Consider the following 13021-nt stretch of genomic DNA (forward strand, 5'->3'; position numbering starts at 1 on the left):
GAAGATTAGTTACAAGGAAATATAGATGTAACTAATCTTTTTTTGTTTATAATTTTAGACGATATTTAAGAAAAGTTATTTTTTAAATAAAAATAATGTCTCTATAAAAAGAGGAAATAATCTTAAAATTTCCTTAAAAATCTCTAATTTAGTATTCTTAATGATATTATTTGTTGATTTTATTATAGATTGATGATAATATTTCATATATATGAAATGAGTACATATTAATGTATTATATTACAATTGGAAGCTATGAAGAATTCTTTCTAAGTGGGCACTTTAAGAGTTTGGAGCTAGTTGTGCAACCGACCAATTAAGATTAATTAATTATTTTATTAGTTAGTTTTAATTGGTTTTTTATGTGAAAAAATTTACTTGATTTATATATAAATAAGAACTTATATATCTTAAGTTTAAGCATTACGTAAGTAAGCTCATTGAGAGAAGATTTCAATTTTTATGAATTACAATTATACTACAGCTACAGTAAGGGTTAAATTAAGAGGTATATAAGTATTAATGAAGGGGATGAGACTGTTATGGATATTTTTGTAGCTAGACAGCCTATATTTAACAGGAAAAATGAAGTTGTTGCATATGAACTTCTATTTAGAAATGGACAAAATAATTTCTATAACAATACTAATGGGGATGAAGCAACTTTAAAGGTTATAGCTAATACATTTTATACATTTGACTTCAAAGATATTACTGATAACAAGAAGGCATTTATAAATTTTACTGAAGAATTGATAAAGAAAGAAATAGCAACCATACTTCCTAAAGAATATGTTGTGATAGAAATTTTAGAAAATATAGAACCAAATGATGAAATTGTGGATGCGTGTAAAAGACTTAAGAAAAGAGGATTTATATTAGCATTAGATGATTTTGTATTCCATACTAAATATATTAAATTAATAGAAATAGCTGATATTATAAAGATAGATTTTAAAATCACTACAGGGGGAGAAAGAAAGAAAGTATTTGAACTAAAAAAAATAAATAATAAAATAAAGTTTTTAGCTGAAAAAGTAGAGAACAAAGAAGAATATGATGAGGCTTTGAAACTAGGATATTCATACTTTCAAGGATATTATTTTAGTAAACCAATAGTGCTTTCCAGAAAAAACATTCCGACTAACAAAGATACAGCAATAAAAATTTTAAAGTTAATTAATAAAGACGATTTTGATTTTAATAAATTAGAGGAACTAATAATAAAGGATTTAGGTTTATCATATAAAATAATCAAATTGATAAATTCGTCTGCATACTGCCTAAAGAATGAAGTAAGATCTATAAAATATGCTATTGCACTTTTGGGAAGAAAAGAGATTATAAAATGGTTATATGTAGTTCTGCTAAATGATCTAAAGGAAAATAACACAGATGAACTTATAAAAGTCTCATTGCAGAGAGCGAAGTTATGTGAATTAATATGTAATATGAGTGAGTATAAAAATAATGTTTATTCAGCTTATATGGTAGGATTATTTTCAGTTATGGACGCAATTTTAAATTGTTCAATTGAAGTGATCTTAAAAGAATTATATATAGATGATGAAATAAAGGAAGGACTAATTGAAAAAGATAATTACTTGAATAAAATATTGAAATTGGCTATTAACTATGAAAAGGGTCAGTGGGAAAATGTTGAGTTTTATACTAAGGAAATAGGTGTTAATGATAATAAGCTTGCAGAAGCCTATATAGATGCTATAAAATGGGCAGATGATGTTGTGAGTTAAAAAAATAAGAAACTAGAACATGTCTAGTTTCTTACTCTAATTGGTAAAAAAAGAAAATACTATATCAAAACTCTAGGAAAAATTTCAATATAAGTAAATTGTATATTTACATTAACATTATACGACATAAACTGTTTTAATTCAACAATAAAAATATAAAAAAGGTGCAAATGGCAAAAAAAAATAATATTATATTATTTTTCATTGGAATAGTATTAAATTTTAGGATAAATATTCTAAAATTGCTAATAGGTACAAGTAATTAAATCAAAAAAATGATAGGAGTTTTAGAAACTGATCTTTAATGTGAAAAGAGATAGCAGTTAGATTAATAAATGCTATCTCTTTTGGTGTAGTTGAAAAGTAATATTTTCACTAATAATTATTTGCGAAATTTAAAGATATTATACATAAAAATAAAAAAAGTAATGACAAAATAATAATATTTCGAGATTTACTAAGTACTCCTTTCAGTTATAAAGGGATAATAAAATTTATGATTGATAACAATGAGAATATACTTTTTATCAGAAAAATTTATGTTTTATGTCAGAAAATTATATTTATTAACGAATAATATATTGAGTGTGTAAAAATTGATTCCTATATATCCCTTAATATGTGGTTACATAACACTCCTATATTTTACTATACATACTAACAGTAAATCCCCTGTAAATTGATGATAAATTTACAGGGGATTTTAACTTTATTTAAAGCATAATATGCTAAAGAGTAGTAATTTACAATACAAAGATGTTTCATTCACAATATTAATTTCATCTGATTATTATATAATAAATATTATTCAGTAGTTAATATTTATTGGATTTTACACCCCATTATTAATACGAGGTGAAATTAATGAAAATAAAAGTCATAAATAGTTACCCAGCTTGTATATGGGAAGAAGATATTATTAAAGCAATTCACGATCTATGTCTTGAAGAACTTCAAGAAAAGCTGGAGAAATATAAATCTGATAACTCAAGCAAAGAGATTGCTAATTGTCATATTTCAAAAAAGGAGTTTTGTTGCAAAAAACAAGTATTTATAGAAATGACAGCAATGTTTGATATTGTTGATATGATAAATTAGAAAAAAATATTGATTTAGAGAATTATACTAAATTAAAAACAGTCTCCTATTAAAAAATGAGGAGATTGTTTTTTATTTTTGGAAAATTGTAATGAGATTAAGAGTGTGGAAAAGTTACACAGGAATCTATTCAACAAGATTGAAAACAAACATTGAATGGAGAATAAACCCATTTGTTCTTGCGGAACTGTTATAATACCTATTTTAAAAGTAAATAAAATTAAACAATATGAGAATAATTATCGGATTCATGTGAATTAAGTGGATTTTGTGGTATAATTTAGAGTAGAAGTAAATTACTTATTAGTTTTGATACTTATGTAAAAATAAGTGATTAAGCTTAGTAGTTTATAGAATGGTTATGGAATTAGGTATTGGGATTAAACATGATAACTTTTATATCTTAAAGGACGAAGGGAAGGATAAATACAATGTTTAAGAAAATGAAAATATCCCAAAAATTAATAGGAAGTAGTGTGATATGTACTGTATTCTTAGTTTTAGTCGGCATAGCTGGTCTATTTAGCATGAACAAACTAAATATAAATACAGATAAAATTTATAATAATAATTTAATGAGACTTCAGAAGTTATATGTAGTAAAAAGTAATACTAACTTAGGACTATCTGATATGGAACATATTATTAATAGTAATTTTAAAAATGATATAGATGAGGCACAAAAAGATTTAGCAGATTTATCTGATTTAAATAATAAAACTTTTGAAGAAATTGAAAAAATACCTTATTCTAGTGAAAAAGAAGAAGCTGATTATAAAAAAGTTAAAGATGCATTAACTAGGTATAGGGATATAAGAACAAAGATAATAAAGGATGTTACTGACAATAATTATGAGGAAGCTATTGAATTATATAATTCGGAGTATTTTACTTTAAGAGAAGAGATAGCAAATGATATAAATGTTGTAATAAATGAAAATATTGATGCGGCCAAAGAAACATCGGAATCAAGTAACGCAGTTTTTAAAAATTCGTTTAAATTTCTTGCAATATTTATTGTTATTTCAGCATTGATATTAGCCATATTAAGTGGTGGGTTAGCAATTTGGTTAAGAAAGAGAATAAACAGTATAGTTAATTTTGCTAATGGTTTAGCGGAAGGAGATCTTACTGAGAAAATAAATATAAATGCATATGATGAAATAGGTAATATGTCAAAAGCATTGAATATTGCTGTATTAGACGTGAAAAATCTTATTATAGAACTTACTAATCGTATGAAAAATGTCAGAATTTCAAATGAAGATCTAACTTCAACAATGGAAGAAATGTCTGCAACTATGAATAATATTAAAACTGTAACCCATGAAATTGCTGATGCAAGCATGAATTTAAGTGCGGCAACTCAAGATGTTAGTTCATATACAATGGAAATAGAAAAACTGACAGATGAACTTAGCAGAAATGCTGAAAAGAGAGAATTAGATTCAGATGAAATTATGAAAAGAGCAGTAAATGTAAAAGAAAAAGTGGAAGAGTCATCTAATAATGCAATAAGCCTATATAATGAAAAAGAAATTAAGATTAAAAAAGCAATTGAGGATATAAAGATAGTTAAAGAAATAGAAAAAATGACAGAAGCTATTGGTCAAATAGCTGAACAAACTAATCTTCTAGCACTTAACGCATCCATAGAGGCTGCTAATGCAGGGGATGCAGGTCGAGGATTTGCTGTAGTTGCAGAGGAAGTTAGAAAATTAGCTGAGAAGTCATCAGAAACAGTTATAGATATAAAGAAAAATATAGGTACAGTTGGAAGTGTTATTGAAAACTTTACTAATAATACTAAAGATATATTGAGATTTATTGATAGTCAGGTTAGACCAGATTACGAAATGTTGAAGTCTATAGGAAATCAATATGAAAAAGATGCTGAAGTTGTGAATGAAATGTCAAAAGAGATTGCTGAGTCAGCAATTAAAATTGCAGATAATGTATCTAAAGTCAATAATGCTATAGTAAATATTTCGTCAAAATCACAGCAATCAGCTTCTAGTGTAGAAGAGATATTTGCAAGTATCAGCGAAACTAGCGCCTCAGTAGATAATGTTACTAATCAGGCAAAAGACACATCAGAGATGGCTGATAGCATGATAGAAATGGCAAATAAATTTAAAGTCTAGAAATATATAAGTTCTGAATAATATATAGAATTGTTTTATCCAGGCGCTTTGAAAAAAGATAAGGAATTTAAATTTTTAGAATGTATGTAGGGCCAAATATTCATTTTAGTAGAATGTTTATTTGGCTTTGTTTTATTTTTGGGAAATTTATGTTCTAGTAAAATCTATGGCTCAACAGTTGTATGCGATTTTTTTGTATAAATATTAATATAGAATATTTTATTTTTAGTGATTATATAATTTATTGCGATATATAACAAGTGAGGTTTGTTACATAATGTAACAATTGATACAGCAAATGTATTTTTTTAGAGTTATACTTATAAAAAAGTAAGGGGGAGTATAATTTGGAAAAAATAATAGAGATAGAGAAAATGATTTGTAAAATGAGACAATCCTTATATGAAATTATAAATAATGAAAAAAGTTTATTAGGAATAGAAGTTATTACTGCTAGTCAAAGATTAGACGACATAATAAATCAATACAACGAGCTACTCGATAACGGGATTTAAAGAAATTCATATCACTAATATAGAAGTCTTAAATAATATAATTCATTTTATATATATGAAAAAAATATGTATTAGACCTATATGATAATAGATAGAAAGTAGAAATATTTTTATTTCGCTGGACTATGGAAAGTATGATTCATCTTTATATAATTAAATTTTATGGAAGAAATTTACATATTGCTGTATAATTAGATATGTATAAGGAGGGAATCTTATGAATACTATAGAAAAAGTCATAATGAATCTTAAGATAAGACCAGATGGCATGAACTTGTATGAATTGGATAGAATATGTTTCACAACTTATCAAAAGACTCTGCTCGGCTCAAAACTTGGAAGAGTAAAGGAACGTATAGAGCCCACTCTAAGATATTTAGAGGAAACTAATCAAATAACGATTAAAGATGGAATTGTCAAATTAAAAAAAACTGATAAAGTTTAGTATATTCAAATAAATATATTTATTTGAATAAGTTGATATTTATATAGATAATATAATGATAAACTATACTTAGACTATGAAATATATTCCAACCAGAAATGAGTAATATACTTTTGTGGAATGTTTCATTGGTAATTTTGATGGATGTGATTCTTTGGCTATAAGTTGTTCCAAATGTGCTAGTTCAAAGCTTGTTCTTTGAGGCTAGCACTTTGGGTGCAACTTTATAGCCTTAGAATCACCAATCATAATTACCGAGAAACTGGAACAAAAGTATATTATTCATTTCGGTGAGCTATACGCATAAGTATGGATTATAGTTGGTTTATCTATAAATCTTTAGTGTTTAAGATTAATAATAGGCAGTGGAGGATTAGAAATGATAAGAATACTTTTGTGCTGTGGAGGGGGCTTTTCATCAAGTACCCTAGCCAGTAAGGTTGAAAAGGAGATATTAGAGAATAATATGCAAAATGATTATTCAATTGAATTTTCTCCATTTTTATTAGTAAATAAGAGAATGAATGAATTTGATATAATTGTATGTTGTCCCCATCTAATAATGCAAGTTAAGAAATTTGTGAAAACTTCAAAGATTGATAAACCTATCTATATCCTTCCACCGAGAATGTATGGTCTCATTAGTTTTAAGGAATTAGCAATAGATGTAGTAGATGCAATCAATCTGTATAATGAAACTAAAATTAATCCAGTATATTTTCCAGGGGAAGAAAACACCATGATGGTTACTAGGCATGTGGCTTACAGAAATAGCAAAGTTTAATAAATCTTTGTATATAAGTTATAAAGAATATAGTTCATCTTTTATAAAATTATCGTACTTCAATTATTTTATAATTTATGATGTAGTCTTCAGTGAGCTGAATTTTTAAAATCCTATATATAAAATTCTTTAAATTATAGAAAATGTGGTCTTAAAATTCACATATTATAACATAGTAAAGAAGAGATACCTTCAAATTTGTGAAAGCATCTCTTCTTTAATGAAATTATTGTACGGAAGTATCAGTTGTTGTAGTTGTTGATGTATTTTTCTTTTGATGAGCTTCTTTTTTAGCTTCAGATGCTGCTTTAATTTTAGCTTGAGCATCTTTAAATGATAATCCTGTTATATCGATTCCTAATTTCTCAGCTCTTGCACTTTGAATTTTAGCTATTACATCTTCATTTGATAGACCTGTAACATCTATTCCAAGTTTAGAAGCCTCTGCTTGATTTAATTTTATTCTAGCATCTTTATTAGATAAACCTGTTATATCAACTCCAAGTTTTGTTGCTTTCTTAGTTAAATTGGCAAGGCTTTTAGCTTCAAGAGCTGCTTTAATTTTAGCTGAAGCATCTTTATTTGATAGTCCTGTTATATCAATTCCAAGTTTCCCTGCCTCTGCAGATAGAATCTTAGCTCTAGCGTTATCAGGTGAAAGATTTGTTATATCTATACCTAATTCAGTTGCTTTTTTATTAAGTCTTTCAAGAGTCTTTTCCTCAAAAGCTGCTTTAATTTTAGCTGAAGCATCTTTATCTGATAGACCTGTTATATCAATCCCAAGTTTTTGAGCTACAGCAGCTCTTATTTTTGATCTTGCTTGATCATTAGTTAATCCAGTAATATCTATTCCAAGTTTAGAAGCTTTTTGAGTAAGTTTTGCAAGTTTATCTGCCTTATTATTTTGCGATACTTGTCCTGTAGTAACACTATTTGTTACATTTTGTGTAGAAGCATCATCAGCGAATGCTGGAACAAGGCTTGATATTGAGATCATAGCTGCTATTGCAATTCCTAGTATTTTTTTCTTTTTCATAATTATCTCTCCTTACGTCATATAAAAATTTATTTTTATGTTAAAAACATAGATTAATATAGAAATAACCGGCTATAAGGGAATTATAATTCTGTAATGTGAAATTTATGTGAAAAGGAATGTTAATCATATAAATTTATTAGCGCCGGATTTATATATTTATTGCAAAAATGATAATACTATATACTAGAATGAAAGTTCTAGACAAATTTATAATTAATCTAATCAATATAATAATATAAATAAAGTTATATTGGGGCTTAAATGGAAGGAGAAAAATAATGAACGAAGTAATACAAAGTATCATAACAAGAAGAAGTATAAGAGTGTATAAAGAAGAGCAAATTTCCGATGAAGACTTAAATAAAATATTAGAAGCTGCTAAGTTTGCTCCAAGCGGAATGAATAGTCAGGATTGGCATTTTACAGCTGTACAAAATAGAGAGAAGATAAATAAGCTGATTTCAGCAGCTAAAGAAGCATTACAAAATTCTCCTATAGAGCAGATAAATAAGATGGCCAATAATCCAAACTTTAACCCATTTTATAATGCACCTACTATAGTGATAACATCTTGTGATAAAAACTTACCAGTAGGACAGTCTGATTGTGCTGCAGCAATACAAAACATAATGTTAGCAGCTCATTCACTTAACATTGGATCATGTTGGGTACATACCTTAGCTATGGTTGGAGATGATCCTAAGGTCAGAAATGTGCTTACTGAGCTAGGAATTCCAGAAAACTATGCGACATTTGGTACAGCAACGCTAGGCTTTAATGGAGGGAAAGAACCAAAAGCTCCAACAAGAAAAGAAGGAACAGTAAATATAGTAAAATAAAAAAGAGTGATGAGTTAAAAAGGCGACTTCTAAATATGTGAAAGAAAAAAATGATTAGTGATACTCTATAGTTGGAAAATATTCAGGCTATAGAGTTCTTTTGTTATATAAATTTCCAAATGTAGAATATGATAATTTAGTTTTTAAAATAAAAGAAATGATAGAAAAAAGAATTGAAAAAATAAAACTTTCTCTTAAGAATGAAGAAATGATTTTATAGTTAAACTATGATATAGATGTATTACAGAAAATGCAAGGCATTTGTATTTATTTTTTATTAGCATACACTTTATACTATTTCTTGAATTCTGTAGCATAAGTGGTGGTTAGTAGAGATTATTTTGGAGGTATATGAATAAATGAATATATTAATAAATATTGTTATTGTGATTTTACTTGTACTTATGAATGGTTTTTTTGTCGCAGCTGAATTTGCTGTTGTAAAAGTAAGAAAGTCTAGAATAGAAACATTAGTCCTTGAAGAGAATAAAAGTGCTAAACACACTTTAAAGGTTGTAAATAATTTGAATTCATATTTATCTGGATGTCAATTAGGAATAACTTTAGCATCTTTAGGTTTAGGATGGATTGGAGAACCGGCAGTGTCAGATATGTTAATGCCATTATTTAATTTATTTAACATTTCAGAAGGAACTGCGCACTCAATTTCATTTGTTTTAGGATTCTCAATTATAACTACTCTTCATATTGTACTTGGAGAGCTAGTACCTAAATCATTAGCCATTATAACCGCAGAGAAGATAGCAATGCTTACATCTTTACCTTTGATTATGTTTTATAATTTAACTTATCCAATTATGTGGTTGTTTAACCACACTACAAATTTTATACTAAAGATATTTGGGCTTTCTCAAGTTGATGAACATGAGGCAGCTCATACCGATGAGGAAATAAAGCTATTGGTTGAAGAAAGTTATAAGCATGGTTTAATAGATAAAACTGAATTAACTTTTGTAGATAATATATTTGATTTTTCTGAGAAGACAGTAAAAGAAATAATGATACCCAGAACTGATATGGCATGCATTTTTCTTGAAGGTTCTTTTGATGAAATAATTGAATATGCCTTAGCAGAACAGTTAACTAGATATCCGGTATGTACTGATAGTAAAGATAATATTAGTGGGTTTATACATATTAAGGATTTATATAAGCTTAAAATTGAAGGAAATGATAATAATATAAAAAACATCATTAGAGAAATCAAATTTGTTCCAGAGTCAATGTCAATAAGTGAACTATTAAAGATATTTAAGAAAGAAAAAATACAAATGGCTATAGTTATTGATGAATATGGAGGAACATTTGGGCTTGTAACGATTGAAGATATTTTAGAAGAAATAGTTGGCGAAATTCAAGATGAGTTCGATGAAGAGATGGAAGAAATTAAGAAAATTGAAGATGGTAAATATATAGTGGACGGAAAAGTTCATATTGAAGATATAAATGAACTGGTAGATGCAGAAATTGAGGTTGAAAATATTGATACTATAGGCGGATGGGTTTATTCACAACTAAAATCATATCCACAAGTTAATGATAAAATTAATTATAAGGAATGTGAGTTTGTGATATTAAAATGTGATAGTAAAAGAATAAATAAAATTTTAATTGTTAAAAAAGAATAGCTTTATATTAAATAAATATCAGATAAGTCTTTTGTAGAGTTTTAAAGTATTTTTTGTGAATCCTCGTCAAAGATATATGGTTATTCGTTAGACATTCTTAAATTCTAAAGAATTTAAGAATGTATATTTTTAAGAATTTTAGAATTTTACAATATTGTTATAAAAAGCAGATTGCTCTTAACATTATAAATTTTATTTTCTGAAAAGACTAAAGGTCGTACACGTCCGTCTTTAGAATATCCTGCGTATCCTGAGTACAAAGGAAGTGGAGATGTAAATTCCGCTGAAAGTTTTAGTAGCGCTACCCCTTAATGAAATGGAAAGAGCTTATTCTATCAGATAATAAACTAATGCTGATTAATCAAATTGATTAGCTAGAGGTCGGGATAATTAATCCCGACTTCAACTTTCAATAAAATAATCCGCTTTAAAGGATAACATTAATCACGGTTCAATAAAATCTTGTTGTAATAGGTTTTAATGCTTTACGTCCCATATAGTGCGTCTAACTTTAGATAAAGCCTCTTTTGATTTTTCTTTATTCATAAACATCAAAATTACATAGAGTGAATCTAAGATGCTCAATTGAGATATACGAGAAGATAAGGCTTCCGAATGAAATTCAATTTCTTCAGATATAGAAATAAAAACGACATCACCTATCTTAGCTAGAGGAGAAGATGCATGACTAGTTATAACAATTACTTTTGCACCAGCTTCTTTTACTATTTCAGCAATCCTGATAGTTTCTTTTGATTTTCCTGTATGTGAGATACAAATTGCACAATCCTGTGGTGTTAATAAAGATGCTTCCATAAGCTGTATATGATAATCAGTACTATGACGGACATGGGCTGGGGAACGTAAAAATTTATGATATGCATCTTCTGCAAGTATTCCTGATCCGCCGACACCAAAAAAATATAGTAGATTTGAATTGGATATAATCTCAGCCGCTTTTTTCAAATCGTCTAACCCTAATATCTTCTTAGTATTAGTTAGTGTTTTAATGTTTGAATCAAAGACTTTTTGTGCCATAGTTAATTCATTATCATCAATTTCAATTTTTTCATGAATTGATGTAGTTGAAAAATTATTTTCTTCAATTAAGATAGCCATCTTAAACTCTTTAAAGCCAGAATAGCCTAGTTTTTTTGCGAATTGAAATAAGGTAGAGTCTGCAACATTGAGTTCATCAGATAAATAGCTGATAGAATTGTGAGCCACAGAAATGGGATTTTCAAGTATATAGTCTGCAATATTTTGTTCTTTAGTACTTAATCCATTGTATAACGATTTAATTTTAAGTCTAACAGATACCTCCATGTTGGTCCTCCTTTTTATAAATGATGTATGTAACTTTAAAAACAATAAAAAATTTTGAGTGTAATGTATATTTTAAATAGTACTATATATAAAAATCAAATTTATAAAAGAAAATGATATAGATTTTTTGTTCATATGGTCGAATGAACAAGTGAGTTTAATATGTATGAAAAGTGGTTGAATTATTAAAAAATAGCATTGTTATAAGTATATCAAATAGTAATTTTGTGTCAATATCTTGAATACGACAAGTCAACTCAGTTCCTTATTTTTATGAGAAGACTAACTATAATAAGCATTTTTAAAGCACTAACAACTAAATCATTAGTAATCTTTTAACTATAACGACTTAATATGTCTGCTACTTTATATAAATATCATAGTATTTCTGAAATTGCAAGAGGCGGATAGAGATAGAAGTATGAGAAAAGCGCAATTGTATCAAAAAAATTTTTTTTTATAAAAATATTTACAAAAAAAATTTTTTTTGATACAATAGAGACATGAAATGGAGGGATTGTATGAAAATAGCAATTATAGGTCTTGGTAAGATGGGGTTAAACATAGCATGTAATTTAAAGAATCATAATTATGATGTTATGGGATTTGATTTATCTGATAAAGCAAAAGAAAATGCTGAAAAGGCAGGTATAAAAACATTTGATAATTTAGAGAAAATAGTTACTTCATTTACTGAAAAAAGAGTTATCTGGTCTATGTTACCTGCTGGAGAAATTACGGAATCTGTATTGAATCAATTGCTGAATTTACTTTCTCCAAATGACATTGTCATTGAAGGTGGAAATTCAAATTTTAAGGATTCAATACGACGTGCAAAGAATTTTAAGGAGAAAGAAATATCTTATTTTGATTGTGGAACATCAGGTGGAACTTCTGGAGCACTTGGTGGTGCATGTACGATGATTGGTGGAGATCCTGAAGTATTTAAGGATATAGAGCCAATTTTCAAAGATATATCAGTTGAAAAGGGTTACTTATATACTGGCCAATCAGGAAGTGGTCACTTTTTGAAAATGATCCATAATGGAATCGAATACGGAATGATGCAAGCAATCGGTGAAGGTTTTCAAATTGTTAAAGAAAGTGAATTTGATTATGATTTAGCTGCTGTTGCAAGGGTTTGGAATAACGGATCTGTTATTCGAGGTTGGCTTATGGAAATTGCTGAATCACAATTCAAAGCTAGTCTGAATTTAGAAGACTACAGAGGAGTTGTTGCTGCATCTGGAGAAGCAAAATGGACTATTGAAACTGCTTTGGATATGGGGATTGCAGTACCAACAATTGCTTTAAGTTTATTTATGCGTAATTTGTCTCAAGAAGATGATAGTTTTTCTGCAAAGGTAGTTTCGGCTTTACGAAACGGATTTGGTGGACATTCTATTGTAAAGAAGGATAAGTAGA

At 27.7% G+C, this 13021-nt stretch carries 11 protein-coding genes and 1 riboswitch; of the genes, 9 read left to right on the plus strand and 2 right to left on the minus strand.

Annotated features, from left to right (window positions below):
• Positions 1 to 239 precede the first annotated feature (239 nt).
• A riboswitch (cyclic di-GMP riboswitch) is annotated at positions 240 to 323 on the plus strand.
• A 219-nt stretch (positions 324 to 542) separates the two neighbouring features.
• The 6 genes from L1S46_RS09500 to L1S46_RS09525 all read left to right on the plus strand — a co-directional run bounded on the left by L1S46_RS09500 (position 543) and on the right by L1S46_RS09525 (position 6740).
• Complete coding sequence (locus L1S46_RS09500; RefSeq protein ID WP_023976548.1) at positions 543 to 1754, plus strand: HDOD domain-containing protein; 1212 nt, start codon at positions 543 to 545, stop codon at positions 1752 to 1754.
• An 864-nt stretch (positions 1755 to 2618) separates the two neighbouring features.
• Positions 2619 to 2852, plus strand: a complete 234-nt coding sequence (locus L1S46_RS09505; RefSeq protein ID WP_238899839.1) for a hypothetical protein — start codon at positions 2619 to 2621, stop codon at positions 2850 to 2852.
• 431 nt (positions 2853 to 3283) lie between these two features.
• On the plus strand, positions 3284 to 4996 hold the full coding sequence (locus tag L1S46_RS09510) for a methyl-accepting chemotaxis protein (RefSeq protein WP_238899840.1): 1713 nt from the start codon (positions 3284 to 3286) through the stop codon (positions 4994 to 4996).
• 347 nt (positions 4997 to 5343) lie between these two features.
• Positions 5344 to 5511 (plus strand): aspartyl-phosphate phosphatase Spo0E family protein, encoded by a 168-nt coding sequence (locus L1S46_RS09515; protein ID WP_039770849.1) that lies wholly within the window; start codon positions 5344 to 5346, stop codon positions 5509 to 5511.
• A gap of 217 nt (positions 5512 to 5728) precedes the next feature.
• The gene (locus L1S46_RS09520; protein WP_023976544.1) at positions 5729 to 5956 is read left to right on the plus strand and encodes a hypothetical protein; all 228 of its coding nucleotides are present in this window, start codon (positions 5729 to 5731) and stop codon (positions 5954 to 5956) included.
• Between the two features lie 379 nt (positions 5957 to 6335).
• A complete protein-coding gene (locus tag L1S46_RS09525; protein ID WP_012058413.1) occupies positions 6336 to 6740 on the plus strand; it encodes a PTS sugar transporter subunit IIB in 405 nt (134 codons plus the stop codon).
• A 226-nt stretch (positions 6741 to 6966) separates the two neighbouring features.
• Here the strand turns inward: L1S46_RS09525 and L1S46_RS09530 are convergent, their stop codons facing one another.
• Positions 6967 to 7779, minus strand: coding sequence for a hypothetical protein (locus tag L1S46_RS09530; protein WP_023976543.1), 813 nt, complete (start codon positions 7777 to 7779; stop codon positions 6967 to 6969).
• Positions 7780 to 8060: 281 nt separating this feature from the next.
• Between L1S46_RS09530 and L1S46_RS09535 the strand changes: the two genes are divergently transcribed.
• Both L1S46_RS09535 and L1S46_RS09540 read left to right on the plus strand, forming a co-directional pair.
• On the plus strand, positions 8061 to 8621 hold the full coding sequence (locus L1S46_RS09535; RefSeq protein ID WP_023976542.1) for a nitroreductase family protein: 561 nt from the start codon (positions 8061 to 8063) through the stop codon (positions 8619 to 8621).
• Between the two features lie 359 nt (positions 8622 to 8980).
• Positions 8981 to 10270, plus strand: coding sequence for a hemolysin family protein (locus tag L1S46_RS09540; protein WP_238899841.1), 1290 nt, complete (start codon positions 8981 to 8983; stop codon positions 10268 to 10270).
• Positions 10271 to 10747: 477 nt separating this feature from the next.
• Here the strand turns inward: L1S46_RS09540 and L1S46_RS09545 are convergent, their stop codons facing one another.
• Complete coding sequence (locus L1S46_RS09545; RefSeq protein WP_023976534.1) at positions 10748 to 11596, minus strand: MurR/RpiR family transcriptional regulator; 849 nt, start codon at positions 11594 to 11596, stop codon at positions 10748 to 10750.
• 521 nt (positions 11597 to 12117) lie between these two features.
• On the opposite strand from L1S46_RS09545, the gene gnd reads away from it, so the two are divergent.
• Entirely contained in the window at positions 12118 to 13020 is a 903-nt protein-coding gene (gene gnd, locus L1S46_RS09550) for a phosphogluconate dehydrogenase (NAD(+)-dependent, decarboxylating) (protein WP_017212682.1), read from the plus strand.
• Position 13021: the final 1 nt, after the last annotated feature.

The organism is Clostridium sp. YIM B02500 (assembly GCF_022324665.1).
Lineage (GTDB): Bacteria > Bacillota > Clostridia > Clostridiales > Clostridiaceae > Clostridium > Clostridium beijerinckii.